This is a genomic window from Cribrihabitans neustonicus (genome assembly GCF_048820895.1).
Taxonomy (GTDB): Bacteria; Pseudomonadota; Alphaproteobacteria; order Rhodobacterales; family Rhodobacteraceae; genus Cribrihabitans_A; species Cribrihabitans_A neustonicus.
Genome location: NZ_JBMERQ010000002.1, coordinates 281620 through 306258, shown reverse-complemented (window position 1 = coordinate 306258; position 24639 = coordinate 281620). Strand labels below are relative to the sequence as shown.

At 65.0% G+C, this 24639-nt stretch carries 24 protein-coding genes; 9 read left to right on the top strand and 15 right to left on the bottom strand.

Annotated features, from left to right (window positions below):
- The first annotated feature begins 6 nt into the window (after positions 1-6).
- The 3 genes from ACOHWE_RS06600 to ACOHWE_RS06590 all read left to right on the top strand — a co-directional run bounded on the left by ACOHWE_RS06600 (position 7) and on the right by ACOHWE_RS06590 (position 5072).
- Positions 7-831 (top strand): methyltransferase domain-containing protein, encoded by an 825-nt coding sequence (locus tag ACOHWE_RS06600; protein ID WP_420665125.1) that lies wholly within the window; start codon positions 7-9, stop codon positions 829-831.
- Between the two features lie 106 nt (positions 832-937).
- The gene (gene hemH, locus ACOHWE_RS06595; RefSeq protein ID WP_420665123.1) at positions 938-1999 is read left to right on the top strand and encodes a ferrochelatase; all 1062 of its coding nucleotides are present in this window, start codon (positions 938-940) and stop codon (positions 1997-1999) included.
- Between the two features lie 70 nt (positions 2000-2069).
- Positions 2070-5072, top strand: coding sequence for an aminotransferase class III-fold pyridoxal phosphate-dependent enzyme (locus ACOHWE_RS06590; protein WP_420665121.1), 3003 nt, complete (start codon positions 2070-2072; stop codon positions 5070-5072).
- A gap of 96 nt (positions 5073-5168) precedes the next feature.
- Here ACOHWE_RS06590 and ACOHWE_RS06585 read toward each other — a convergent pair whose 3' ends face one another.
- Complete coding sequence (locus ACOHWE_RS06585; protein WP_420665120.1) at positions 5169-5351, bottom strand: hypothetical protein; 183 nt, start codon at positions 5349-5351, stop codon at positions 5169-5171.
- A 140-nt stretch (positions 5352-5491) separates the two neighbouring features.
- Entirely contained in the window at positions 5492-6106 is a 615-nt protein-coding gene (locus ACOHWE_RS06580; protein WP_420665118.1) for a L,D-transpeptidase, read from the bottom strand.
- Between the two features lie 167 nt (positions 6107-6273).
- Here ACOHWE_RS06580 and dalA point away from each other — a divergent pair, with 167 nt between their 5' ends.
- Positions 6274-6768 (top strand): divisome-associated lipoprotein DalA, encoded by a 495-nt coding sequence (gene dalA / locus ACOHWE_RS06575; RefSeq protein ID WP_420665117.1) that lies wholly within the window; start codon positions 6274-6276, stop codon positions 6766-6768.
- 136 nt (positions 6769-6904) lie between these two features.
- Here the strand turns inward: dalA and ACOHWE_RS06570 are convergent, their stop codons facing one another.
- The 8 genes from ACOHWE_RS06570 to hslO form a co-directional block, all read right to left on the bottom strand.
- Positions 6905-7432: a L,D-transpeptidase family protein gene (locus tag ACOHWE_RS06570; RefSeq protein WP_420665116.1), complete on the bottom strand. Its 528-nt coding sequence runs from the start codon at positions 7430-7432 to the stop codon at positions 6905-6907.
- A 66-nt stretch (positions 7433-7498) separates the two neighbouring features.
- Positions 7499-8308 carry an ion transporter gene (locus ACOHWE_RS06565; RefSeq protein WP_420665115.1) on the bottom strand — a complete coding sequence of 270 codons (810 nt, stop codon included), beginning with the start codon at positions 8306-8308 and terminating at the stop codon, positions 7499-7501.
- A gap of 2 nt (positions 8309-8310) precedes the next feature.
- Positions 8311-9558 (bottom strand): class I SAM-dependent RNA methyltransferase, encoded by a 1248-nt coding sequence (locus ACOHWE_RS06560; RefSeq protein ID WP_420665112.1) that lies wholly within the window; start codon positions 9556-9558, stop codon positions 8311-8313.
- Between the two features lie 47 nt (positions 9559-9605).
- On the bottom strand, positions 9606-11453 hold the full coding sequence (locus ACOHWE_RS06555) for an ABC transporter ATP-binding protein (protein WP_420665110.1): 1848 nt from the start codon (positions 11451-11453) through the stop codon (positions 9606-9608).
- On the bottom strand, positions 11450-13288 hold the full coding sequence (locus tag ACOHWE_RS06550; protein ID WP_420665108.1) for an ABC transporter ATP-binding protein: 1839 nt from the start codon (positions 13286-13288) through the stop codon (positions 11450-11452). Before ACOHWE_RS06550 ends, ACOHWE_RS06555 begins: the two co-directional genes overlap by 4 nt.
- A 206-nt stretch (positions 13289-13494) precedes the next feature.
- A complete protein-coding gene (locus ACOHWE_RS06545; protein ID WP_420665107.1) occupies positions 13495-14655 on the bottom strand; it encodes a CCA tRNA nucleotidyltransferase in 1161 nt (386 codons plus the stop codon).
- Positions 14655-15263: a CoA pyrophosphatase gene (locus ACOHWE_RS06540; protein ID WP_420665105.1), complete on the bottom strand. Its 609-nt coding sequence runs from the start codon at positions 15261-15263 to the stop codon at positions 14655-14657. The genes ACOHWE_RS06545 and ACOHWE_RS06540 overlap by 1 nt, the downstream gene beginning before the upstream one ends.
- Positions 15256-16242, bottom strand: a complete 987-nt coding sequence (gene hslO, locus ACOHWE_RS06535) for an Hsp33 family molecular chaperone HslO (RefSeq protein WP_420665103.1) — start codon at positions 16240-16242, stop codon at positions 15256-15258. Before hslO ends, ACOHWE_RS06540 begins: the two co-directional genes overlap by 8 nt.
- A 77-nt stretch (positions 16243-16319) precedes the next feature.
- Between hslO and ACOHWE_RS06530 the strand changes: the two genes are divergently transcribed.
- Complete coding sequence (locus ACOHWE_RS06530; RefSeq protein WP_420665102.1) at positions 16320-16775, top strand: NUDIX hydrolase; 456 nt, start codon at positions 16320-16322, stop codon at positions 16773-16775.
- A 38-nt stretch (positions 16776-16813) separates the two neighbouring features.
- Here ACOHWE_RS06530 and ACOHWE_RS06525 read toward each other — a convergent pair whose 3' ends face one another.
- Positions 16814-18070 (bottom strand): PP2C family protein-serine/threonine phosphatase, encoded by a 1257-nt coding sequence (locus ACOHWE_RS06525; protein WP_420665100.1) that lies wholly within the window; start codon positions 18068-18070, stop codon positions 16814-16816.
- A gap of 188 nt (positions 18071-18258) precedes the next feature.
- Between ACOHWE_RS06525 and ACOHWE_RS06520 the strand changes: the two genes are divergently transcribed.
- Positions 18259-18582 (top strand): Hpt domain-containing protein, encoded by a 324-nt coding sequence (locus ACOHWE_RS06520; RefSeq protein WP_420665098.1) that lies wholly within the window; start codon positions 18259-18261, stop codon positions 18580-18582.
- A gap of 32 nt (positions 18583-18614) precedes the next feature.
- On the opposite strand, the gene ilvA is transcribed toward ACOHWE_RS06520, so the two are convergent.
- Entirely contained in the window at positions 18615-19841 is a 1227-nt protein-coding gene (gene ilvA, locus ACOHWE_RS06515) for a threonine ammonia-lyase IlvA (RefSeq protein ID WP_420665096.1), read from the bottom strand.
- Between the two features lie 82 nt (positions 19842-19923).
- Positions 19924-20679: a hypothetical protein gene (locus tag ACOHWE_RS06510; RefSeq protein WP_420665095.1), complete on the bottom strand. Its 756-nt coding sequence runs from the start codon at positions 20677-20679 to the stop codon at positions 19924-19926.
- Between the two features lie 136 nt (positions 20680-20815).
- On the opposite strand from ACOHWE_RS06510, the gene ACOHWE_RS06505 reads away from it, so the two are divergent.
- The 3 genes from ACOHWE_RS06505 to ACOHWE_RS06495 all read left to right on the top strand — a co-directional run bounded on the left by ACOHWE_RS06505 (position 20816) and on the right by ACOHWE_RS06495 (position 22867).
- Positions 20816-22042 carry an argininosuccinate synthase gene (locus ACOHWE_RS06505; RefSeq protein ID WP_420665094.1) on the top strand — a complete coding sequence of 409 codons (1227 nt, stop codon included), beginning with the start codon at positions 20816-20818 and terminating at the stop codon, positions 22040-22042.
- Entirely contained in the window at positions 22039-22503 is a 465-nt protein-coding gene (locus ACOHWE_RS06500; RefSeq protein ID WP_420665092.1) for a DUF1810 domain-containing protein, read from the top strand. The genes ACOHWE_RS06505 and ACOHWE_RS06500 overlap by 4 nt, the downstream gene beginning before the upstream one ends.
- A 79-nt stretch (positions 22504-22582) precedes the next feature.
- Positions 22583-22867 carry an SCP2 sterol-binding domain-containing protein gene (locus ACOHWE_RS06495; RefSeq protein ID WP_420665091.1) on the top strand — a complete coding sequence of 95 codons (285 nt, stop codon included), beginning with the start codon at positions 22583-22585 and terminating at the stop codon, positions 22865-22867.
- A 104-nt stretch (positions 22868-22971) separates the two neighbouring features.
- Here the strand turns inward: ACOHWE_RS06495 and ACOHWE_RS06490 are convergent, their stop codons facing one another.
- A complete protein-coding gene (locus ACOHWE_RS06490; protein ID WP_420665089.1) occupies positions 22972-23685 on the bottom strand; it encodes a sulfotransferase-like domain-containing protein in 714 nt (237 codons plus the stop codon).
- Positions 23685-24593, bottom strand: coding sequence for a D-amino acid aminotransferase (locus ACOHWE_RS06485; RefSeq protein WP_420665088.1), 909 nt, complete (start codon positions 24591-24593; stop codon positions 23685-23687). The genes ACOHWE_RS06490 and ACOHWE_RS06485 overlap by 1 nt, the downstream gene beginning before the upstream one ends.
- Positions 24594-24639 lie beyond the last annotated feature (46 nt).

The following is a 24639-nucleotide window of genomic DNA, read 5'->3' as shown; positions in this document are numbered from 1 at the left end:
GCTCCCATGACGCATGCACCTGCCTCCCAGCCGCAACTTGTTGACCGCCGCGCACTGGCTGCCCGCCGCGCCCGCCGCCGGGCGGACGCGCTGTTCCTGCACCAAATGGCGCGGGACGAGGCTGAGGATCGCCTGAGCATGGTTAACCGGAGGTTTACGGCCCCGGCCGTGGTGACTCCTTTCCCCGAGGTCTGGGAAGGGGCCCTGCCCGGCGCCAACTTGGTGCCGGACGACGACACGCTGGCGCTGGAGCCCGGCGCGCATGACGTGGTGATACATGCGATGGGCCTGCATTGGGCCAATGACCCGGTCGGCCAGCTGATCCAGTGCCGCCGCGCCCTGAAGGAAGACGGGCTGATGCTGGTGGTGATGCTGGGCGGGCAGACCCTGCGGGAGCTGCGTGCGGCCCTAGCCGAGGCCGAAACCCGCGTGACCGGCGGCCTATCCCCGCGCATTGCCCCGATGGGAGAGGTCCGCGACCTCGGCGGGCTGCTGCAGCGGGCAGGCTTCGCGCTGCCGGTTGCGGATGTGGTGCCGCTCACTGCCGAATACCGCGATCTTGCGCATCTGGTCCGCGACCTGCGTGGCATGGGAGAAACCAACGCGCTCGCGCAGCGCCTCAAACGCACGCCGCCGCGGGCTCTGTTTGCCGAGGCCGAGCGGCTTTACCGCGCGCATTTCGCCACCGCCGAAGGCCGCCTCCCTGCCACCTTCGAGCTGGTCTGCCTCACCGGCTGGACCCCTTCGCAGACGCAGCAGAAACCGCTGCGGCCGGGTTCCGCGCAAATGCGGCTCGCCGATGCGCTGAAGGTGCCGGAGGGCAAACTCTGATCCGATAAGGGCGCCCTATCTCTGCGGCAAAGCGATCCAATTGGCCTTTGCCCCCGTATCGGATTACACCCGAGTGAAACTGAAGAAGCCGCACAGGACCGTACCCATGCTGGATGCCACCCCGAAAGCCACCTGCCCCGTCCACGCACCGGCCGGCCATCCGGAAATCCCGGCCGAAAAGGTGGGGATCCTGCTGGCCAACCTCGGCACGCCGGACAACTACACCTACTGGCCGATGCGGCGCTACCTGAACGAGTTCCTGTCCGACAAGCGGGTGATCGACTACCCGTCGTGGAAATGGCAGCCGCTCTTGCAGCTCATCATCCTTGCCAAGCGGCCGTTTTCCTCCGGCGCGGCCTACAAGTCGATCTGGAACCACGACAAGGGCGAAAGCCCGCTGATGACGATCACCAAGGACCAGACCGCCAGGATGGCTGAAGTGCTCAAGGCGCGCTACGGCGACAAGGTGATGGTCGATTTCTGCATGCGCTACGGCAACCCCTCGACCAAGTCCAAGGTCCGGGAGATGGTCGAAGCGGGCTGCCAGAAGATCCTGTTTGTGCCGCTCTACCCGCAGTACGCCGGCGCCACCTCCGCCACCGCGAACGACCAGTTCTTCCGCGCGCTGATGGAGGAAGCCTGGCAGCCCGCCGCCCGCACCATCGCGCCCTATTTCGACGAGCCCGCCTATATCGACGCACTCGCCCGCTCGGTGGAAAGCGCCTATGCCAAGGCGGAGAAGCGCCCCGACATCCTGGTGGTCTCCTACCACGGGATGCCGAAACGCTACCTGATGCAGGGCGACCCCTACCATTGCCAGTGCCAGAAAACGACGCGCTTGCTGAAAGAGCGGCTGGGCTGGGACGACACCGAGATCACCACCACCTTCCAGTCGGTCTTCGGGCCGGAGGAATGGCTGAAGCCCTACACCGTCGATCACGTCGCGGCGCTCGCCAAGGAGGGCAAGAAGAACATCGCGGTGGTCGCGCCCGCCTTCTCCGCCGACTGCATCGAGACGCTGGAGGAGATCAACGAGGAGATCCGCGAAAGCTTCGAAGAGGCCGGCGGCGAGGAGTTCCTCTACATCCCCTGTCTCAACGATGACGGCGGCCACATTGATGCGCTGGCCGGGGTGATCGGCGAAAACCTCAAGGGCTGGCTGGACTAACCTCCCGCACCGCGCCAATGATGGCGCGGATTTGCAGCGCCGGGCCTGGCCCGGCCGGGGAGGATTTGTTTTGGCACATGGGCATTGGGCAACCGCGCTGCACGCGCATTGGGGGATCACCGCGGAGCTGCAGCAGCTGGACGGGGAATATGATCTCAACTTCCTGGCCGAGGGGGCGGACGGCAGCGGCTATATCCTGAAAGCCATGCGCCCCGGCTGCGACCCAGCTCTGGTCGATATGCAGATCGCCGCGCTGGACCACATCCGCGCCCGCAACGCTGCCCTGCCCCTGCCGCGGGTGATCCGGACCCTGGACGGCACGGCCATGGCCGAACTGCAGGACGAAGACGGCCAGCCCCGGCTGGTCTGGGTGCAAAGCCGCCTGCCCGGCCGCTGCTATGCCAAGGCCGCGCCAAAAACGCTTGCGTTGATCCGCGAAGCGGGCGCGGTCCTGGGCGGCACCACCGCGGCGCTGGCGGATTTCCGGCACGAAGGGCTCGCGCGCGAGTTCAAATGGGACCTGATGCAGGCAGGCTGGATCAACGACCGGGCGGAATGTATCGCGGACCCCGCCCGACAGGGCATCATCGAGCGCATCTGCGCCGATTTCGCCAAGTTAGAGCCTGTTTTGGCTGCGCTCCGCAAGCAGGCGATCCACAATGACGCCAATGACTACAACCTGCTGGTCACCGGAGAACTGAGCGAGCCGCTCCATATTTCCGGGCTCATCGACCTCGGCGACATGTGCGCCGCACCGCGCGTCTGCGACCTTGCCATTGCAGCGGCCTATGCCGTGCTCGACCACCCCGAACCGGAGGCGGCACTGGCGGCGCTGGTGGCTGGGTATCACGACGCCTATCCGCTGACGGCTGCGGAAGTAGACCTGATCTGGCCGCTTTTGCGGATGCGGCTGGCGGTGAGCGTGGTGAACTCCACCCTGATGGCGGCGGAGACTCTGGACGACCCTTACGTGACCATTTCGCAAGCCCCGGCCTGGCGGTTCCTCGAAGAGGACAGTGTCAACACAGGGCTGATCAACGCCCGCCTGCGCGCCGCTTGCGGACTGCCGGTGGCGGAAGGCGCGGACCGCGTTTTAGCCTTCTTAGAGACTGAACGCGGCAACTTCGCTCCGCTCATGGGCCAGGATCTGAGCGACGTGCCCATGGGCTCGCTTTCGGTTGAAAACGCCACCTGGCCGCAGAACCCGTTCCACATGCCGCTGGAGGAAGCCGCCCGGGTGGGCGAGGAGTTCGGCACCGGCGTCTGGCTTGGCTACTACAACGAGCCGCGGCTGATCTACGCGGAACCCGCCTTCCGCAAGGGGCCATGGAAGGCCAGCAGCCGGCGCACCGTGCATATCGCAGTCGACGGCTTTGCCCCCGCCGGCACACCGCTCCACGCGCCGCTGGAGGGCACCGTTTTTGCGGTGGAGAACCGCGACAGCCATCTCGACTACGGCGGCGTCATCATTCTGCACCATGAAACCCCGGACGGCGATGCCTTCTTCACGCTCTATGGCCATCTCGACCCGGAGTGCTGCACGCGGCTTGCCCCCGGAGACCGCATGGCCAAGGGCGCGGCCTTCTGCCGGCTCGGCGATGCCACGCAGAACGGCGGCTGGGCGCCGCATGTGCACTTCCAGCTCGCCCTCAGCACCGAGGGCATGGAGGCCGACTGGCCCGGCGTTGCCGACCCCGACGAGCTGGAGCTTTGGCACGCGCTCTGCCCCAACCCGGCGCCGCTCTTGAACCTGCCGGATGCAAAGACCCGCTACCAGCCCGCGGACAAAACCGCCGTGATGGAGGGCCGCCGAGCGCATTTTGCCGCCAACCTCAGCCTCACCTACAGCGACCCGGTGATGCTGCTGCGCGGCTGGAAACATCACCTGTTCGACGAATGGGGAAGGCCCTATCTCGACGCATACAACAACGTCCCCCACGTGGGCCACGCCCACCCGCGCATTCAGGCGGTAGCCGCGGACCAGCTGAAACGGATGAACTCCAACACCCGCTACCTGCACCCGGCGCAGGTGGCGTTTGCAGAGAAGATCCTGTCGAAAATGCCGGATCATCTGGAGGTCTGCTTCTTCGTCAACTCAGGCACCGAGGCCAACGAGCTCGCCCTGCGCCTCGCCCGCGCCCACACCGGCGCCAAGGGCATGGTGGCGCCGGACCACGGCTACCACGGCAATACCACCGGCGCGGTCGATATCTCCGCCTACAAGTTCAACCAGCCCGGCGGGCCGGGGCAGCCCGATTGGGTCGAACTGGTGGAGGTGGCGGACGACTACCGGGGCAGTTTCCGCCGCGATGACCCGGCGCGCGCGCAGAAATTCGCGGACTTCGTGGACCCGGCCATCGCCAGGCTGCAGGCAAAGGGCCACGGCGTTGCGGGTTTCATCGCCGAGACCTTCCCCTCGGTCGGCGGCCAGATCATCCCGCCCAAGGGCTACCTGCCCGCCGTCTACCAGAAAATCCGCGCAGCCGGCGGTGTCTGCATCGCCGACGAAGTGCAGACCGGGCTGGGACGGCTGGGAGAGTATTACTTCGGCTTCGAGCACCAGGGCGCCAGCCCCGACATCGTGGTGCTGGGCAAACCCATCGGCAACGGCCACCCGATCGGCGTGCTGGTCACCACCCGCGCCATCGCGGAGAGCTTCGCGAAGGGCCCGGAGTTCTTCTCCACCTTTGGCGGCTCCACCCTTTCCTGCCGCATCGGCAAGGAGGTGCTGGACATTGTCGATGATGAATGTTTGCAGGACAACGCCCGCAGGCAGGGGAAGGCGCTGCTTGAGGGGCTGAAGGAACTGCAGGCCCGCCACCGCGCCATCGGCGACGTGCGCGGCATGGGACTGTTCCTCGGTGTGGAGCTGATCGAATCGGATGGGAGCGAAGCCACCACCCTCTGTTTCTACGTGAAAAACCGCATGCGCGAGCACCGCATCCTGATCGGCAGCGAAGGCCCCAAGGACAACATCCTCAAGATCCGCCCGCCGCTCACCATCGAATCAGCGGATACGGAGATGCTTCTGGAGGTGCTGGGCCGCGTACTGTCCGAGGCAGAAGCGGGCTGAATCGGCAAGTTCCTGCTGCCAGGTGCCGCCAAGGCCCCAACTGCAAAAAAAGGCGGTGGAACCCCACCGCCTTTTCCGTAATCCTTAATGCAGGACTTAGTTGGACGCGACTGCGGCGCCAACCAGAACCAGCAGCAGCAGGGGCAGCAGGATGCCTGCCGAGGAGCCCTGTGCTTCTTCAACGATGACCGGTGCTTCCACAACCGGCTCGGCAAGGTTGCCTGCCGAAGCGGTCGAAGCAGCAGCAGTCAGAGCAGCGGCGATAACGAGTTTTTTCATGTTAACCTCCAGAATTTGCGTGGGACACACCAAAATGGACCACGCACCCAAGACTTACCTCGTTATTTTGTCTAAGCAGCAAAACCGCGCCATTGCAATTACTTGTTCGCTGCCGCGCAGCCGCCACCGGCGCGATGTCGTCAAATTAGCAACACCTGCGTGCCGATTTTTGCGAGGCTGAAAAGACGCGCGATGTGCTCGTTGTAGAGCCCGATGCAGCCGTTCGAGGATTTCCGCCCGATCTTGCGCGTATCGTGGGTGCCGTGGATGCGGTAGTACTGCCAGCTGAGATAAAGCGCGTGCGTTCCCAATGGGTTGTCTGGACCCGGCGGGATATAGGCGGGCCATTCCGGGTTGCGCTTGCGCATGTTGGGCGTCGGCGCCCAGCCCGGGCCTTCGACCTTGCGGATCACCCGCGTGCGGCCGCGGCGGGTCAGATCCTCCGACAGCGGCACAGAGGATGGGAACAGCAGATAGGTGGTTCCGTCCTCGGACCAGTAGTGCAGCGCGCGGCTGTCGATGTCGACCAGCACCGCGCCGTTCTTCAGGTGGTCGAAAAAGGGCCGCCAGGACTTGGCGCGGAAGGCCGATATATTGCGCGGCACCGGAGGTTCCGCAACCGGCGGCGGGCGCAACGGGTCATAGGCGGCATCATTCCCGTTTGAAATTTGCGCCCAGGCCGGCGCGGCGGTCGCTGCGGCGGCGCCCGCAAGGAACTGCCGCCTGTTGAAACGGTTAGATCTGTATCTATACATAAAAAGTCCAGCCTCCGCATTCCGGTGGGGGTGCCGGGAGTTTATGGCGGGAATGCCGCAGTCGCAATTCAAACCGGGCGCTGCAGCTGCCAAATGCCCCGGCCCGGTTTGCACCCGTGCCACAGGAGGGCTAAGTGCTTGGGCAATTCATGGAGCAAGAGTGCAAGATGACGCGTGTTTTCCTGTTCGCCGCCGCAGCCGCGATGGCACTGGCCACCGCCTGTACGCCGGTCACCGAAACCGGCATCGGCGGCGGCAACATCTACCGGATCCGCAACGAGGACCAGGTCCAGCTGCGGATGCTTGATTCGGTCAACGCCCTGCGCCAGGCCGCAGGAGCGCCCTCGGTGCAGCTCAATGCCCAGCTGAACGCAGCCGCCGCCACCCATTCGCGGGATATGTCGGTGCAGAACCGGCCCTGGCATTTCGGGTCTGACGGCTCGTCGCCGCTGCAGCGGGTTGCGCGCGCCGGTTATCCTGGCACGCTTCTAGGGGAGAATATCTCCGAAACCTACGAGAACGAGCAGCAGACCCTGGCCGCCTGGCTGGAAAGGCCCGAAACCCGTGCAGTTATCCTCGACCCCAAGGCGGCCAATATGGGATTCTCCTGGTTCCAGGAGCCAAACGGCAAGATCTGGTGGACTATGATCATGGCCAATTGAGCCATTCCGGCGGCTCCGGGTCGGGGCCGCGCGTCCGCGGGGCGCCCGGCCCGAGACCGCCAGGCGCTGCCGTCGCTGCCAAAGCCGCGGCCTCAGGAGCGCCTTCCCCCTCGGTCCTGCGGTAGGGCAGCCCCGCTCAGGGCCGCAGCGTAATCGTGGTGCCGTCCTGCACCATCGCGTAAATCTCCTCGATCTCCTCGTTGCTGACTGCAATGCACCCCGCGGTCCAGTCATCGACCCGGGCGGCGCGCCGGCGCTCTCGGGCGTTGACCGGCTGGCCGTGGATGAAGATGTCACCGCCCGGCCTTTTGCCGATCGCCGCCGCCCGGGCCCGGTCCTCCTGGCTCGGATAGGAGATCCCCACCGACAGGTGATAGCGGCTGTTGGGGTTTCGCCGGTCGATCAGGTAGGTGCCTTCCGGGGTGCGGCCGTCGCCCTCGGCCAGCTTGGTGCCGAGCGGAGCAAAGCCGAGGTCGACCTTGTATTCGCGCAGGATCTCGTCGTGATGCAGGAGGTACATCTTGCGCGCCCCCTTGTTCACCACAATAGAGGTCACCTCGGGCCCGTCATAGGCCTGGAACCTGCTCACTCCCGCACCGCCGCCACTGCAGCCCGCCAGCAAAATGCCTGCGGCCGCGCTTAATCCAAACGCCCTTCTGTCCATCGCTGAGCCTGTATTTTTTGTTTGCCTCTGTATGTCCGCTTACCGCGGAACGGCGGCAAATCAAAATCACAACTTGTTTTTGGGATCGCGCAGCCCCGCAATTTGCTGCTCGATTGCCTCAAGCCGGCTCAGTACCTCGTCCCGGTAGGCATCGGTGCGCACGCCTTCCTCCTCGTGATGCGCATCCTGCATCGAGTTTACGATCAGACCGACCAGCAGGTTCACGACCGCAAAGGTGGTGACCATGATGAAGGGAACAAAAAAAGCCCAGGCATAGGGGTAATCCTCCATTACCGGGCGCACGATGCCCATTGACCAGCTTTCCAGAGTCATGATCTGGAACAGCGAATAGGCGCTGCGGCCAAGGTCGCCGAACCACTCCGGGAAGGTGTCGCCGAACAGTTTCGTCGCCATAACCGCGCCGATGTAGAAGATGATCGCCATCAGCAGGAACACCGAACCCATGCCGGGCAGCGCGGTGATGAAGCCCTCGACCACGCGGCGCAGGCGCGGCGCCACCGAGATGACGCGAAGCACCCGGAGGATCCTCAGCGCCCGCAAGACCGAGAACCCCTGCGCGCCCGGCACCAGCGCGATGCCGACGATCAGGAAGTCAAAGACGTTCCAGCCGCTGGCAAAGAAGCGCAGCCGCCGCACCACCAGCTTTGCCAGGATCTCGGCCACGAAGATCGCCAGGCAGATCTGGTCGATCAGCAGGATCAGTCCGCCTGCCACGGCCATCGCCTCGGGCGAGGTCTCGAGACCCAGGGTCACCGCATTGAGCAGGATGACCCCCGTAATGAAGCGGCTGAAACTCTGGCTGTCCAGGATGGCGGCCAGGCGGCGGAGCGGGGGGTTTGTCTGCGCGTTCGTCATCGTCACTGTTCCAGGGAGAATCGGGCAACCAGCTCGGTATGGGGCGACCAGCGGAACTGGTCAACGGGCTGCACCCAATCGAGGGTATAACCCGCCGATACCAGGGCCTTGGCGTCGCGGGCAAAGCTCACCGGGTTGCAGGACACATAGGCGATCACCGGCACCTGCGCCTTGGCAAGCTCGGCCACCTGGGCCTCGGCTCCGGCCCGGGGCGGGTCGATCACGGCGGCGTCGAAGGCGGCGCCGAAGGGCGTGAACTCCTCCGCAAGGAGCGGGTTGCGGAACAGGTCGCGGGTCTCGGTGGTGAGTTTCTTCACGCCCTTGGCCCGGCGCCAGCCGGCCTCCAGCGCCTCGATCATCGCCCGCTCTCCCTCGGCTGCATGCACCTCGGCGCCCAGCGCCAGCGGCAGGGCAAAGGTGCCGCAGCCGGCAAACAGGTCCACGATGCGCTTCGCGCCGCGGGTAATCTCCTGCACCGCCGCCACCAGCGCCGCCTCGCCGTCGCGGGTGGCCTGCAGGAAGGCTCCGGGTGGCGGGCTCACAGGCGCGGGGCCGAAGTGTAGCACCGGCGGCTGCTCCATCGCCACGGGCTCATCGTCCCAGGTCAACCGCGCGATGCGGTGGCGTTCGGCAAGCTGCGCGAGCGCAATACGCAGCGGCCCGTCCAGCGGCTTGCCGTTCGTGACCAGCACGTCGAGCCCGCTGTCCGTGGCAGTGACCGTCACCGACAGCGGCGTCTTGCGGCTGGCACCCGCCATCGCCAGCGCCTCCGCCACGGGAAGCGCGGCCATCAGCGCAGGCTCCAGCAGCTGGCAATCGGGGATTTCGGTGATCACGTCCGAGGCGCGGCCGTAGAAACCCGCCATCGCGCCCTTCTTGGTGCGCCTCACGGCAAAAGTGGCGCGGCGGCGCGACTGCGCGGGCGAAGTATGAACCGGGCGGAACTCCGTCTCCAGGCCCTGCGCTCCCAGCGCGCTGCGGATCACCTCCGCCTTCCACCCGGCCACGAACGCATCGCTCGCGTGCTGCAGCTGGCAGCCGCCGCAGGCCTTGTAGTGGCGGCAGGGCGGCTGCACCCGCTGGTCCGAGGGCGCCTCGATGCGGATGTCCTGCAGGCGGCTGCCCTCGGCAATGCCGCTGACGGTCTCCCCCGGCAGGGTGCGGGGCGCAAACAGCGGCCCCTCGGCAATCCCGTCGCCCTGATGGCCAAGACGGGTGATCGTAGCTGTGGTTCTGGCTGCATCTGTCATGGCGGCTGAATAGCGCGGGCCGGGGCGGGGCAAAAGGAAAATGCGCTCTATTCCGCGGCCTCGGTCGTCTCCTCGCCGGTTCCGATGAAGCCGCCGGACTGGCGCGCCCAGAAATTCGCATAAAGCCCGCCCTTGGCGAGCAGCGCCTCGTGGCTGCCGGATTCGGCGATGCGGCCCTTCTCCATCACGATGATCCGGTCCATCTCGCTCAGCGTCGACAGGCGGTGCGCGATGGCAAGCACGGTCTTGCCCTCCATCACCCGGTGCAGCGCCGCCTGGATTGCCGCCTCCACTTCGGAATCGAGCGCCGAGGTCGCCTCGTCCAGCACCAGGATCGGCGCGTCCTTCAGGATCGCCCGGGCAAGCGCAATGCGCTGCCGCTGCCCGCCCGAAAGCTTCACCCCGCGCTCGCCGAGGAAGGCGTCATAGCCGGTCCGGCCCTTCCCGTCCTCCAGCTCGGTGATGAACTCATGCGCCTCGGCCTTCTTGGCGGCGGCGAGCAGCTCCTCCTCCGAGGCATCGGGGCGGCCATAAAGGATGTTGTCGCGGGCGGAGCGGTTGAACATCGCGGTTTCCTGCGTGACCATGCCGATCTGGCCGCGGAGCGAGTCCTGCGTCACATCCGCAATGTCCTGCCCGTCGATCAGGATACGCCCGCCTTCGCCGTCATAGAGCCTGAGCAGCAGCGACACGAGCGTCGACTTCCCTGCACCCGAGGCGCCGACGATGCCCAGCTTCTCCCCGGGATGGACGGTGAGGTTCAGTCCCTGCACACCGCCCGCGTCGCGGCCATAGGCAAACTCCACATCGTCAAAGACGATCTCCCCCGCGGTGACCTCCAGCGGGCGCGCGTCCGGCCTGTCCTCGACCCTGTCGGGGACCGACAGCGTGCGCATGCCGTTCTCCACCTCGCCGATGTTGGAGTAGATCGCCATCAGGGTGAAGCTGACCCAGCCGGTCATCTGGGCAATCCGGATCGAAACCGCACCGGCCGCGACGATGTCGCCCTCGGAGGCCGTGCCGTTCCGCCACAACAGCAGCGTCGCCCCGATCAGCAGCACCGGCAGAATGCCGGCCAGGCACATCAGCAAGAAGCGGAAGCTCGCGGCGAGGTAACCAAAATCCAGCGCCTTCTGCCGGAAGGATACCATCGCGTCCTGCGCCGTGCGCTCCTCATGGTCGGCGTGGGCAAACAGTTTCACCGTCTTGATGTTGGTGATCGAGTCCACCACCTGACCGGTCACCATCGCCCGCGCCCCGGCCCGCGCCCCGGAGCGTTTGCGGATGCGCGGCAGGAACCAGCGGATCAGGGCGAAATAGCCGACCAGCCAGACAAGGAAGACCAGCGTGATGCGCAGGTCGATAGAGCCTAACAGGACCAAAGCGCCCGCCAGCGAGGCGAGCGCAAAGGCCACCACGTTGATCATCTCGCTCGCGACCGAGGTCACCGCGCTGGCAGTCTGCATCTGCTTCTGGGCGATGCGGCCCGCGAAGTCCTCGTCGAAGAACCGCACCGACTGGCCCAGCGTCCAGCTGTTGAGCCGCGACAAGACCAGCGGGCTCACGTTGGGCTGAACGATGATCGCGTTGGACGCCGCCGAAAGCCCGAACAGCAGCGGGCGGATAAGCAGGAAGAAGGCCAGCGCCCCAGCAATCACCGCGAGGTTGCGGGGCGCAAAGAACTGCCCCGGCCCGCTGGCAATCGCCGTGTCAATCACCAGTCCCAGGATATAGGCAGTGCCCGCTTCCATGCCGCCTGCAAGCGCCGAGAACAGCGCCGCTACCCAGAGCATCGGCCAGGCGCCCGACAGGCACCAGCGCAGGAAGGCCCCCAGATGCTGCGGCGGCGGGCCTTCGGCGGGGCGGAAAGCGTCGATCAGATTGCCAATGTTCATTCTGCTGCCTCGACATTCAGGAAACCGCCGGACTGGCGCGCCCAGAGCTGGGCGTAGAGCCCCTGCGCCTGCAACAGCACCTCATGCGTGCCTTCCTCGACGATACGGCCCTCGTCCAGAACGAGGATGCGGTCCATTTGTGCAATGGTCGACAGCCGGTGCGCAATCGCGATCACGGTCTTGCCTTGCATCATGCCGTAGAGCGTCTCCTGGACTGCTGCCTCGACCTCGGAATCGAGCGCCGAGGTCGCCTCGTCCAGCACCAGGATCGGCGCGTCCTTGAGGATCACCCGCGCGAGCGTGACCCGCTGGCGCTGCCCGCCGGAGAGCTTCACGCCGCGCTCACCGACATGGGCATCATAGCCCGTCCGCCCCTGCGGGTCTTCGAGGTCAAGGATGAACTCATGCGCCTGGGCCTGTTTGGCGGCGGCGATCATTTGCTCTTCGCTGGCATCCGGACGGCCATAGAGCAGGTTTTCCCGCACCGATCGGTGCAGGAGCGCGCTGTCCTGCTGCACCATACCGATGTGGCTGCGCAGGCTGTCCTGGGTCACCGTGCGGATGTCCTGCCCGTCGATCAGGATCTGGCCGCTGTCGGCGTCGTAGAACCGCAGCAAAAGCTTCACCAGGGTCGATTTTCCCGCGCCCGAACGGCCGATCAGCCCGATCTTCTCACCGGGGCGGATGGTGAGGCTGATCCGGTCGAGCCCGCCCGCCCCGCGCCCGTAGTGGTGCGAGAGATTGCGGAACTCGATCTCACCCTTGCCCATCCGCAGCGGCCTGGCGCTGGCGGCATCGGCGAGCCTGATCGGCTGGGCAATGGTCTCCATCCCCTCGGCCACCACGCCGAGCTGGCGGAAGAAGGAGGTGAGCGCCCACATGATCCATCCGGTCATCGCGTTGAGCCGCAGGGTCAGTGCCGTGGCCGCAGCCACCACCCCGACCGAAGCGGAGCCCTGCATCCAAAGCATCACCGCCCAGCCCACGACGCCAGCGATCAGCAGGCCGTTAAGCGTCACCAGCGCGGCATCCATAACGGTGAAGATCCGCATCTCCACCTGGAACGTCTGCCGCGTCCTTTCGATGGCATCGCGCGCATAGCTCAGCTCGCGGTCGTGATGGGCAAACATCTTTACCGAATGGATGTTGGAATAGCTGTCCACCACCCGGCCGGTGACTTCCGAGCGCGCGTCCGACGCCGCCTGGCTGGCCGGCCCCACCCGCTTCACCGTCCAGCGCACGAGCAGCGCGTAAAGCACCAGCCAGACCGCCAGCGGCAGCATCAGGCGCACGTCGGCCACCCACAGGAGCACCGCCGCCCCCGCAAAGTAGGCCAGCGAGAAGGTGATGGCGTCAAACACCTGGAACACCACCTCTCCGGCGGCGGGCGGGGTCTGCATGATGCGGTTGGCGATGCGGCCGGCAAAATCATTCTCGAACCAGCCGACCGACTGGCGCAGCACGTGCTTGTGCGCCCGCCAGCGGATCAGCGTGCCGAAGTTCGGCAGGATCGCGTTGTTCAGGAGCAGCACGTCGAAAAGCTGGATGACCGGCCGCAGAAGCAGAATGAACAGCGCCACCAGGATCAGCTCGGTGCCATGTTCCTGCCAGACCTCTTCGGGTGTGCCCGTCAGCAGGTCCACCACCCGGCCCATGTAGTAGATCAGCCCGACCTCGATGGCGGCGACCACCACCGACATCAGCGCAGTCAGGACAAAGACGGTTTTGAAGGGTTTTGCGTAGCCGCGCAGGAAGGGCCAGAGCCGCGTGGGTGGCGTGTTGGTCTCGGGATAGGCGCAATAAGGGTCAATGAGGTTCTCGAAAAAGCGAAACATGCGGGGGCGCTCCGGGCGGTTGAGCAAACAGGTATGCGGATGCAGACAGCGGGCAGCCCAAGGCCGCCGCGCGGATACGGGCAGGGTCTCAGGCGTTAGTGAAACCAGATCCCGTAATACATCAGCATTCCTCCCGACATGTGGTGCCTTCCCCATGGGTAGGCAAGATCCGGGCGTTTGTCACCCCTAAAGGTTGCGGCAGACGGTCACTCGCTGCCCTTCAGCGAGTCGAGCAGGTCTTCACGGTCAAGCGTGAAGCCCGAGGCGATCCACTCGGCTTCCAGTCTTTTCAAAGCCCTGCCCAGCGCGGGGCCCTTGAAGCCGGGCATCAAGTCGCGCGCGGTGAGCGGGAATTCGGCCGCGCCGCCGCGGGCAATGTCGGTCTCTGACCCGGGCGGAAGTGGCTGTTCCAGGAGCGCTGCTCGCAGCAGAAGCGCGTCCGCCGCCGCTGCCGCGCCAAGCCGGTAGCCAAGCTCAGCCGCAGTCATCGTGCCTGCGGCGGCCTCGCGCAGACGGGTGAGCTCCCTTGCCTGCGCCTTGGAAAGCCGCAACGCCTCCTGCATATCCCCGCCGCCCAGCGCCGCCAGCCGCCGCAGCGCCGCGGGCGGGCGGCTGCCTTCAAGGTGGACCAGCGGCGCCAGCGCGCGGTCGTCCGCGCCGGGCAGTATCTCTGCAAGCACTCCGGCCTGCCGCATCGCCGCAACCGAAGGCGCCGGGTCGGGCGCGGCCAGCAGTTTCAGCATCTCGCTGCCCACCCGCTCCCGCGAGAGGGTTTGCAGCCCGTCCAGATTGGCGGCAATCGCGGCGAGCGCGTCGGCGTCAAAGCCCTGAGCCGCATCGCCGTACCAGGCGTGAAAGCGGAAATAGCGCAGCGAGCGCAGGTAGTCCTCGCGAATGCGGTGCTCCGCAGTGCCGATGAACCGCACCCGGCGCGCTTGCAGGTCGGCAATCCCGCCAAGCGGGTCGACCACCGTGCCGTCCGGCCGGGCATAGAGCGCGTTCATGGTGAAATCGCGCCGGCGCGCATCCTCGGCAATGCCGCTGGCAAAAGACACTACTGCGCGGCGGCCGTCGGTGGCGACATCCTTCCGGAAGGTGGTGACCTCATGCGGGATGCCGGACTTGATGAGCGTGACGGTGCCATGCTCGATACCCGTCGGCACCGCCTTGATGCCTGCCTTCGCCGCCAGCTCCAGCACGGTTTCGGGGTGCGCATCTGTTGCGATGTCCATGTCCGAAACCGGCGCACCCAGCAGCGCATTGCGCACGCAGCCGCCCACGAACAGCGCCTGCGCGCCCTCCGCTGTAAGCGCCGCGCAGACGGCCTGCGTGGCCGGGTCTTGCAGCCAAGGCTGAGTGATCCGCATTATTCTTCCATCAGTGCCGCAAAGGCGCGCAGCATGCGCGCGGTGGCGCCCCAGATATAATAGGGGCCGTAGGGAACGGTATAGTACCGCCGCCGCGTCCCGCGCCAGCGCCGGGCTTCGATCAGGTAATTCGCAGGATCAAGCAGATGCCCCAGCGGCACCTGGAAGACCTCCGCCACCTCCCCCGCCTCGGGGCGCGCGGTGAAGCCCTCGCGGATCAACGCCACCAGCGGAGTTACGGTGAAGCCGGTAACGGTTTCATGCGGAGGCAGGGAACCTAAAACCTCGGGCAATTCGCGCGGCAGGCCGATCTCTTCCCAGGCTTCGCGCAGAGCGGCATCGCAAGCGTCACGATCGCCCGGATCCACCTTGCCGCCGGGAAACGCGATCTGGCCCGGGTGGTGTTTCAGAACCGAAGACCGCTTGGTCAGGATCACCTGCGGCGCGCCACAGGCGAGGGTGATCGGCACCAGAACCCCCGCCGGGCGCAGCTTGCGCCTTTCGGGCAGCACCGTGCCGGGGTTCAGGTCGAAGTCGGAGGAGCCGCCGCCCGGCCTCGCCAGGGCGGCGGTGATACGGTGGGCGAGATCCTCGGCAGGATCACGCACTTGGCGGATTTTCCGCATCAAACCCAACAGTTGCCGGGTCCAAATCGTAATGCGCGCCGCAGAACTGGCAGTCGGCAGTGACGCGGCCGTCATCGGTCGTCATCTTCTCGATATCCTTGGCCGAGTAGATCGACAGGCTCTGGCGCACGCGGTCCTCCGAGCAGGTGCAGCCAAAGCGCACCGGCTGGAAATCGAAGACCCGCGGCTGTTCCTCGTGAAACAATCGCACCAGCAGGTCCGCCGGGGTGACCGAGGGGCCGATCAGCTCCAGGTCCTCCACCGTGCTCAACAGGGTGGTCACGCGGTTCCAGTTTTCCTCCTGCTCGCCCGAGACCAGGTCGTTCGCCTGCAGGGTTTCGCCGGTTCCTTGGGACTGTGCCGCAAAGGGCGAGGCTTTGGGCATGTGCTGCAGCATGATGCCGCCCGCCCGCCAGCGCTCGCCGATGCCAGGTTCCGACGACTTGCCGAAACTGAGCTTGAACATGGTCGGGAGCTGCTCGGACTGCGCGAAATAGGTCTCTGCGCATTCGCTGAGCGACCCCCCGGCCAGCGGCGTGATGCCCTGGTAGGGCTGCGTTCCGTTGCCCTGGTCAATCAGGATGGCGAAATACCCCTCGCCGACCTGATCGAACGGGCTGCCTTCGGTCAGCCGCTCGCGGTCAAAGCTCGCATAAGCGCGGATGCGGCCGATCTCGCCTTCCTTCTGCGGGGCGTAGTAATCGGTGGCGATCATCCGCACCGCGCCCTTGGTCTGCACCTGCAGCGACAATTTCCAGCGCAGAGAGATGGTCTGCCCGATCAGTGCCGTCAGCAGCGCCATCTCGGCGACCAGAGCCTCTACCGCGGGCGGGTAATCGTGCTGTTTCAAAATCCCGTCCAATACGCCGTCCAGCCGCGCAACACGGCCGCGCATGTCCGATACGTCAAGCTGGAAAGGCAGGACAGTATCGTCCCACGCGATTTTCGAACCAAGAGTCATGGGGTTTCCTTAAGCGCCGGGGGTTGGCATACCGGGGCTATATAGGCGATTTGCCGCTGGAGTGAAGGGGCCGGTTCGTGATCAGACGTTTTGGAAACGCGCCGCAGAAGGAACGGCGCTACCGGATGCGGCCGGGCGCCTATGCCCTGCTGCCGCGCGGCGGCTGCCTGCTGGTGACCCGCCAGGCCGACCCGGGGCCGGAGCTGCAGCTTCCCGGCGGCGGCATTGATCCCGGGGAATCGCCGCTGCCGGCGCTGCATCGCGAGGTCTACGAGGAAACCGGATGGCGCATTTCCGCGCCGCGGCGGCTGGGGGCGTTCCGCCGCTATACCTACATGCCGGAATACGATCTCTGGGCCGAGAAGCTCTGCCATATCTATGTGGCCCGCCCTTTGCGCCGGATCGGTCCGCCGCTGGAGGACGGGCACGAGGCGATCTGGCTGCCGGCAGAGGACGCCGCTGCGCAGCTCGGGAACGCGGGCGACAGGCATTTTGCGGCGCAGCTGGCGCAGCGGCTGACAGTTCGCGGCTAGATCCAGCGCCAGCCAGGCCGCAAGAGGGGCCGCAGCAGTCAGGGGCCGTTGTATTCGAACAGCGTGGCGGAGACGTCGTCTTCCAGCCCGTGTTCCTTGCTCATCATCTGGGTCAGGTTCCAATAGAGATCGTCGAGAAATTCCTTGCCGCTCTGGTTGCCATCGCAATTCCGGACCAGCTCGATGAGCCCCTCGGCCTCCAGCATGGAGCCATCCTCCAGCCGCGCTTCGGTAAAGCCGTCGGAATAGAGCAGCAGCCGGTCGCCGCGTTTCATCACCACTTCCTCCTGGCTGTAGCTCACGCCCGAGATCAGCCCGACGGGCACCCCGCCTTTGCCGATGAACTCGGCGGAGCCATCCTTACGCAGGAGCAGCGGATGCGGGTGGCCGGCCTGCACCATCTTCAGGACACCGCTGCGCAGGTCCGCGATGCAATAGGCCATGGTGAAATATTCCTCGATCCCGGTGTCGGCAATGAGGCGGGCATTCAGCAGGCTCGCCACCTCCTCCGGCTGGCGCAGCGCATAAAAGCGGTTGAACCGCTTCTCCATCCCCACGTTCTGATCGAAGTAATTCGACGACAGGTATCCGCCCAGCCGCGCCGTCATCATCGCGGAGGTAATGCCGTGACCCGAAACGTCAATCGAGTAGAAGCCGATGCGGTTCACCCCCGGGGAAAACATGCCGACCAGGTCGCCGCCGATATGGCCGCAGGGCTTGAGGAGCAGCGACACGGTGGAAGAGCCGAAGTCCTTGGACAGCTCCGGCACCAGCGATTCCTGAATTTTGCGGGCTTGGATCAAGTCCTTGTCGATGGCGTCATAGACCCGCTGCAGCTCGTCCAGGGTCTCCGAGACGATGCGGTTCTTCTGCGACAGCTCGCGCTGCATACGCAGAATCCGCTCCCCGGCGGAGATCCGCGCCCGCAGCTCGTCCGAGCTGACCGGCTTGGTCAGGAAGTCGTCGGCGCCAGCATCCAGGCCCTCGGCAACCTCGTTTTTCTCGCTCTTGGAGGTAAGCAGGATGAAATAGGCGTAGTCATCCTTCGACTGCGCCCGGAAGCTGCGGCAGAACTCCAGCCCGTTCATACCCGGCATCATCCAGTCGCTGAGAATCAGGTCTGGCGGCTCATTGGCGCAGATCTCCATCGCTTCCTCGCCGCTCTCCGCCTCTGTGACGGTGAAACCCCATTTTTTCAGGGACGCCACCAGAATCCGGCGCTGGAGACGGCTGTCATCGACGACGAGCACGCGGCGAATCGATCCGGCCACTGTGTGGTCCTCGTTGTCCGTCAAACTTTCTGGCAGCACCGAAGGCACCTCACAGGAAAAGGGCGTTATCAGATGATCGCTTGGTACTATCTGGTCAGATATTTAACAGGTGGTGAAATTTAAAGTTTTAGCTTGTTCCTCTCTTTCACTATATTTTTGCACCTTTCAACTCTAAGAACGCCCGCAAAGGCAGTGAAAGAAGGACAAGACGCATGATTGATTGGCCGCGCGTGAAAGAGCTGCGCGAAGAGGTCGGTCCGGAAGATTTCGGAGAAGTGGTGGAAATTTTCCTGGAGGAAGTGGAATCTGCGCTGGAAAAACTGAGGGCGGGCAACCGCAGCCAGCTGGAGCAGGATCTGCATTTCCTCAAGGGCAGCGCGCTGAACCTCGGCTTCGAGCAATTCTCCGCGCTGTGTCTCGAAGGCGAGCGCGAAGCGGCCGTAGGCAATGCCGACGGCGTGAACCTGCAGGCTATCCTGGCCAGTTTCGAGGCCTCCAAGACCAGATTCCTAAAGGATTTGCCTGCCCGGTTCTGAGACCCGCGCAGGCAGGCGGGCCCAGCGGCGCTTCAGATCACGAATTGCGCCAGGGTCTCATCCCGGGTGATGTCGGTATAGGTCATCCCCGCCGCATCCAGGCGCGCAAACAGCTCGGCAAAATTCTCCGGCCGCTTGGTCTCGATCCCGATCAGAACCGAGCCGAAGTTGCGGGCGGATTTCTTCATGTACTCGAACCGTGCGATGTCATCCTCGGGGCCGAGGATGTTGAGGAACTCCTTCAGCGCGCCAGGGCGCTGCGGCAGCCGCAGAATGAAGTATTTCTTTACCCCCGAATACCGCTGCGCCCGTTCCTTCACCTCCGGCAGCCGTTCAAAATCGAAGTTGCCGCCAGAGGTCACGCAGACCACGGTGCGCCCGCGGATCCAGGAGCGCACGTCGTTGAGCGCCTCCACCGCCAGGGCGCCCGCGGGCTCCAGCACGATGCCCTCGACGTTCAGCATCTCGATGATGGTGGTGCAGATGCGGTCCTCGGAGATCGTGAGCACGTCCGGCAGCGGCACGTCTTTCAAGATATCAAAAGTCTTCTCGCCGATCCGCCCCACCGCGGCGCCATCGACGAAGGTATCGACACGGCCCAGCGCCACCGGCCGCTTGGCAGTAAGCGCCGCGCGCAGGCAGGCGCCGCCCTCGGGCTCGGCAAAGAGGCAGTGCACCTTCTCGCCGAACCAGCTGTAGACGCCCGAAGACATGCCGCCGCCGCCCACTGGCAGGATCACATGATCGGGAACCTTGCCGAGCTGGCTTTCGATCTCCGCCGCGATCGAGGCCTGGCCTTCGATCACATCCGCATCGTCGAAGGGCGACAGGAAATGCCCGCCCTCCTTGGCGCACCAATCCTGCGCCGCCGCGAGGCAGTCGTCGAAATAGTCGCCGGTCAGGTGGATCTCGACATTGTCGCCGCCGAACATCCGGGTCTTCTGGATCTTCTGCTGCGGCGTGGTCACCGGCATGAAGATCACCCCGCGCTTGCCCATGTGGCGGCACATGAAGGCCACGCCCTGGGCATGGTTGCCGGCCGAGGCGCAGACAAACAGCTCCTGATCCGGCTGCTTGCGCATCGCATTGAGCGCGCCGCGGATCTTGTAGGAACGCACCGGGCTCAGGTCTTCGCGCTTGAGGTAGATGTCGGCCCCGTAGCGCTCGGACAGGTGCACGTTGCGCTGCAGGGGCGTCGCGGGAAACACATCGCGCATGGCCTGTTCGGCAGCGCGGGCCTGGGTACGGAAATCGCTCATGCCTCTTCAGTGGCGCATGGCTGCCCCCAAGGCAAGGGGCAGGCACGAGGCATGGGGAAGAATACCGGTGTTCAGCCTGCGCTCAGACCGGACGGCCCTCGACATAGTGGCCGTAGAGCGTGGTGAGGATGCTCACATTGACCAGCGACAGCACGAGGCTTGCCGCGAAAGTCACCATCGGCCCCAGCACAGGCACCGCTGCCACCGGAACGGAGGCCAGCTGAACCAGTGTGCCGAACAGGAACCCGATGATGACCAGTCCCAGAATAGTGCCATTGGCCCCGGAGGTCGCGGCCCAGGCCTCTCTAAGCTTCAAGGGTTTGCCAATCGCGGCGGCGGGCAGCGCCGGCAGAAGCCGGTGCATCACGACGGCCATTGCGGCAAAGACGGCTAGAAAAACGGCAACCATCAGCACCTGGGAGCCGCTTTGCGCAACTATGGCAACAATCAGGCCCACCGGGACCGCCGCAACGATGCCCAGGAGAACGATCTTCGCACCATGCCCGAAGTAAGACAGCATGCGGTCAAAACGGAAGGGCGGCACCCAGCCCTGCGGGTACTCCTCCAGCAGAACGAAGCGGTGCCAGGAGACCACGATCCACAGCATCGAAAGAACGAAGGCAAGCATCACCACCACGAAGGCCAGCCCGAAGCCGCCGATGTCGCCCGAGCTGATCTGCCCGCCGCCCAGCACCTCCAGCGGCTGGCCCGCAAAGGTCAGCGCCGCAGCGCTCACGCCAAAGGCAATCAGCACCGGCACCAGCCCGATCTGCACCGCCTGCTGAAAATTGCGCAGCACCATGCCAATGGAATGGCTGAAGATGGACCAGGATTTCATGGGGGGCTTTCTCCAAAGGATCTTTCAAAACTGACGCGCACGTTAAGCGTGTTTCACGGGGCGGGAAACCCCCGGAAACCTTGCTCTTGCGCGAAAAACCCGCTACGCGACGGACGTTCTGACTGAGAGGAAAGCCATGTCCGCGCCCAAGAAAGTTGTTCTGGCCTATTCAGGTGGTCTCGATACCTCGATCATCCTGAAATGGCTGCAGACCGAATACGGCTGCGAAGTTGTCACCTTCACCGCCGATCTCGGCCAGGGTGAGGAGCTGGATCCGGCCCGCAAGAAGGCGGAAATGCTGGGCATCAAGCCCGAGAACATCTTCATCGAGGACATCCGCGAGGAGTTCGTGCGCGACTTCGTCTTCCCGATGTTCCGCGCCAATGCGGTCTATGAAGGCCTCTACCTGCTCGGCACCTCCATCGCCCGCCCGCTGATCTCCAAGCGCCTGATCGAGATCGCCGAGGAAACCGGCGCCGACGCGGTCGCCCATGGCGCCACCGGCAAGGGCAACGACCAGGTGCGCTTCGAGCTCGCGGCCTATGCGCTGAACCCCGACATCAAGGTGATCGCGCCCTGGCGCGAATGGGACCTGACCTCGCGCACCAAGCTCCTGGAGTTTGCCGAGGAGCACCAGATCCCGGTTGCCAAGGACAAGCGCGGCGAAGCCCCCTTCTCGGTCGATGCCAACCTCCTGCACACCTCCTCCGAAGGCAAGGTGCTGGAAGACCCGGCGCAGGAAGCGCCCGATTACGTCTACCAGCGTACCGTCCACCCCGAGGACGCGCCGGATACCCCCGAATACATCGAGATCGGCTTCGAGAAAGGCGATGCGGTCAGCATCAACGGCGAGGCGATGTCGCCTGCCACCATCCTCACCGCGCTCAACGAATACGGCCGCAAGCACGGCATCGGCCGGCTCGACCTGGTCGAGGGCCGCTTCGTCGGCATGAAGTCCCGCGGCATCTACGAGACCCCGGGCGGCACCATCCTGCTGGAAGCCCACCGCGGCATCGAGTCGATCACCATGGACCGCGGCGCGATGCACCTGAAGGACCAGCTGATGCCGCAATATGCGGAGCTGATCTACAACGGCTTCTGGTACAGCCCGGAGCGCGAGATGCTGCAGGCGGCGATCGACAAGAGCCAGGAGCACGTGACCGGCACCGTGCGGGTGAAGCTCTACAAGGGCCATGCCTCCACCGTCGGCCGCTGGTCGGAAAACTCGCTCTACTCCGAGGCCCACGTGACATTCGAGGACGACGCAGGCGCCTACGACCAGAAAGACGCGGCCGGCTTCATCCAGCTGAACGCCCTGCGCCTCAAGCTGCTGGCCGCGCGCGACCGCCGCAATAAGAAGTGAGCGGCAACGGCGATATCGACGGCGACTTCGAGGATGATTTCGCGGAAGAGCTGGACATGTTCGTCGAGGCTCAGGACACCGTATGGCCGGCTGTCCTGAGCGAACTCTCTCAAGGACAGAAGACGAGCCACTGGATGTGGTTCGTCTTTCCCCAGCTGGCCGAGCTTGGCCGCTCCCACATGGCGCAGCTCTACGGTATCGAGGACCTCGCCGAGGCGAAGGCCTATCTGAACCACGACAAACTGCGCGCCCGCCTGGTCGAGGTGAGCCGGCTGATGCTGTCCCACCAGGACAAGGCGCCGGAGCAGATCCTCGGCGGTATCGACGCCAAGAAACTGCGTTCCTCGATGACCCTCTTCGCCGCCGTCCCCGGCGCGCCGTCAGAGTTCAGCCAAGTGCTCGATGCTTTTTATGGCGGGGAACCCTGCCCGCTGACCATCAAAGCGCTGGCCCGCGGGTAATTCCCCGGCCTCCCCCAAGGTCAGCATTGCCCGGACCGCATCCTCCGCCTAACGCTTGCGTCAAGCGAGGGAGGATCACATGGCGCTTCAGGACATTGCAGACGGCATCCAGGCAGGCCTTGCCGGCAAGAGCTTCGACGGCTCGCTGAAATTCGACTGCGGCGACGATGGCGTGATCGTGCTCGCCGATGGCAGCGCCGCCACCCTTGACCGCGATACCGACTGCACCCTGCGGCTCTCCACCGAGAACCTGCAGAAGCTGCTCGCCGGCAAGCTCAACCCGATGACCGCGGTGATGATGGGGAAAATCAGGATCTCCGGCGACATGGGCGTGGCGATGAAACTCAGCAAACTGATCGGCTGAGCCGCCCGCTCCCGTCATCTTTCCAGAAATACTCTGGGGTGAATTGCCCCTCTACAAGGGGCAAGAGGGGCAACGCCCCTCCCCCCTTTACCTCTCCGCGTGTGTCAGATCTTCGCGGCCTTCATCTCTTCATAATAAGGCATCGCCGCGTCCAGCACCGGCTGAAGCGCCTCCGGCACCTCCGGCAGCGGGCCTTCGGGGCCTGCGAACCCCGTAGAGTTCCATACCGCGCCGTACCAATGCGCGGCCCAGACGCCGTCATCCTTGTGGCCGCCCCTAGGCCAGCTCAGCATCTTCGGTGAAAACGGCAGACCAACCACCTCGCAAAGCTGTTCCAGCCGCGCGTGGGGATCTTCGCGGATGTCGTGGCTGTCGATCACCACGGGCGCCTGCCCCCAGCTTTTTACCAGCGCATAAAGCTCGGCCTGCTGGCGGAAGCCGATGTCTTCCAGCGTGGGGTTCTCGCGCTTGGCGGCATAAGACGCGATCACCCGCGCGGGGTGGCGGATCAGGAACACGTTGGCGGTCTCGCGCATCCACTCCCGTGGCACGCCCGGGATCATGTGCTGGGTCATGTGCTTCTGGTAGAAGAAGGGCTTTGCCGCCGGCACCGGCCCGAGCAGCATCCGCGCGACCTCTTCCGGGTCCTGGCTCTGGCTCTCCATTATCTCATGCCGGAGCGGATGCTCCAGCCCGGTCATCTTCAGATAGGCCGCGTAGAAGGGCTCATCCACCACCGCGCAATCGCCGCGGTTGCCAAAGGCATACATCATCGCCGTGGACAGGTTCCGCGGCCCGGACCACATCGCAATCCGCATCAGGCAGACTCCCTCTCGATAAGTTCCTTGTAGAGCGCCCGGATGCGCTCCGTCACCGGACCAAGTGTCCCATCGCCGATCTGGCGCCCGTCGATCACCCCAACCGGGGTTTGCGCGCCGAATGTCCCGGTAAGGAAAGCCTCATCCGCGCCGTAGGTATCGACCAGCGAGTAATTGCGCTCATAAACGGCGATGCCGTTTTCGCGGCACAGATCGATCACCTTCTGCCGGGTGATGCCGTTCATGCAGTAATCCCCGGTCGAGGTCCAAACCTCGCCCTTGCGCACGATGAAGAAGTTGCAGGCGTTGGTGGTGTTCACGAAGCCGTTCACATCCAGCATCAGCGCCTCGTCCGCTCCGGCCTTCTCGGCCGCGATACAGGCGAGGATGCAGTTCAGCTTGGAGTGCGAATTGAGCTTCGGGTCCTGGGTCATCGGCAGGCCGCGGATATGCGGCACCGTGGCAAGCCGGATTGGCCGGGGAAGCGCGGGGCGCGAATGTTCCATGATGATAGTGAAGGTCGGCCCCTGCTGCGACAGCGAGGGGTGCTGGAAGGGCCGCGTCTTCACCCCGCGCGTGACCATCAGCCGGGCATGCGCATCCGTGGTCATTCCGTTGGCCTTCTGTGTGTCGTAAAGCGCAGCACGCACTCCATCCCGGTCCATCCCGAGATCCAGATCGATGGCCTTGGCGGCTTCGAACAGGCGGTTCAGATGCTCGTCCAGAAAGGCCCAGGTGCCATTGTAGAGCCGCATTCCCTCCCAGACGCCGTCGCCCAGCATAAAGCCGCTGTCATAGACGCTGACCTTGGCCTCTGCCTTGGGGACAATCCGGCCGTTCAGGTAGATAAGTATCTCCCCGTTGCGCGCATCTTCCTCCGCCTGGTGGGTGCTCATCTTCTCGGTCATGGGGTCCTCCTCCGCCGTGCACGCTAAAAGGGAGTTCGGGGTTTTC

What these genes read in the sequence shown, in the direction of transcription:
- ACOHWE_RS06600 (WP_420665125.1), top strand. Translation starts at nt 7, where the DNA reads ATGACGCATGCACCTGCCTCCCAGCCGCAACTTGTTGACCGCCGCGCA.
- hemH (WP_420665123.1), top strand. Translation starts at nt 938, where the DNA reads ATGCTGGATGCCACCCCGAAAGCCACCTGCCCCGTCCACGCACCGGCC.
- ACOHWE_RS06585 (WP_420665120.1), bottom strand. Translation starts at nt 5,351, where the DNA reads ATGAAAAAACTCGTTATCGCCGCTGCTCTGACTGCTGCTGCTTCGACC.
- ACOHWE_RS06580 (WP_420665118.1), bottom strand. Translation starts at nt 6,106, where the DNA reads ATGTATAGATACAGATCTAACCGTTTCAACAGGCGGCAGTTCCTTGCG.
- dalA (WP_420665117.1), top strand. Translation starts at nt 6,274, where the DNA reads ATGACGCGTGTTTTCCTGTTCGCCGCCGCAGCCGCGATGGCACTGGCC.
- ACOHWE_RS06570 (WP_420665116.1), bottom strand. Translation starts at nt 7,432, where the DNA reads ATGGACAGAAGGGCGTTTGGATTAAGCGCGGCCGCAGGCATTTTGCTG.
- ACOHWE_RS06565 (WP_420665115.1), bottom strand. Translation starts at nt 8,308, where the DNA reads ATGACGAACGCGCAGACAAACCCCCCGCTCCGCCGCCTGGCCGCCATC.
- ACOHWE_RS06560 (WP_420665112.1), bottom strand. Translation starts at nt 9,558, where the DNA reads ATGACAGATGCAGCCAGAACCACAGCTACGATCACCCGTCTTGGCCAT.
- ACOHWE_RS06555 (WP_420665110.1), bottom strand. Translation starts at nt 11,453, where the DNA reads ATGAACATTGGCAATCTGATCGACGCTTTCCGCCCCGCCGAAGGCCCG.
- ACOHWE_RS06550 (WP_420665108.1), bottom strand. Translation starts at nt 13,288, where the DNA reads ATGTTTCGCTTTTTCGAGAACCTCATTGACCCTTATTGCGCCTATCCC.
- ACOHWE_RS06545 (WP_420665107.1), bottom strand. Translation starts at nt 14,655, where the DNA reads ATGCGGATCACTCAGCCTTGGCTGCAAGACCCGGCCACGCAGGCCGTC.
- hslO (WP_420665103.1), bottom strand. Translation starts at nt 16,242, where the DNA reads ATGACTCTTGGTTCGAAAATCGCGTGGGACGATACTGTCCTGCCTTTC.
- ACOHWE_RS06520 (WP_420665098.1), top strand. Translation starts at nt 18,259, where the DNA reads ATGATTGATTGGCCGCGCGTGAAAGAGCTGCGCGAAGAGGTCGGTCCG.
- ilvA (WP_420665096.1), bottom strand. Translation starts at nt 19,841, where the DNA reads ATGAGCGATTTCCGTACCCAGGCCCGCGCTGCCGAACAGGCCATGCGC.
- ACOHWE_RS06510 (WP_420665095.1), bottom strand. Translation starts at nt 20,679, where the DNA reads ATGAAATCCTGGTCCATCTTCAGCCATTCCATTGGCATGGTGCTGCGC.
- ACOHWE_RS06505 (WP_420665094.1), top strand. Translation starts at nt 20,816, where the DNA reads ATGTCCGCGCCCAAGAAAGTTGTTCTGGCCTATTCAGGTGGTCTCGAT.
- ACOHWE_RS06495 (WP_420665091.1), top strand. Translation starts at nt 22,583, where the DNA reads ATGGCGCTTCAGGACATTGCAGACGGCATCCAGGCAGGCCTTGCCGGC.
- ACOHWE_RS06490 (WP_420665089.1), bottom strand. Translation starts at nt 23,685, where the DNA reads ATGCGGATTGCGATGTGGTCCGGGCCGCGGAACCTGTCCACGGCGATG.
- ACOHWE_RS06485 (WP_420665088.1), bottom strand. Translation starts at nt 24,593, where the DNA reads ATGACCGAGAAGATGAGCACCCACCAGGCGGAGGAAGATGCGCGCAAC.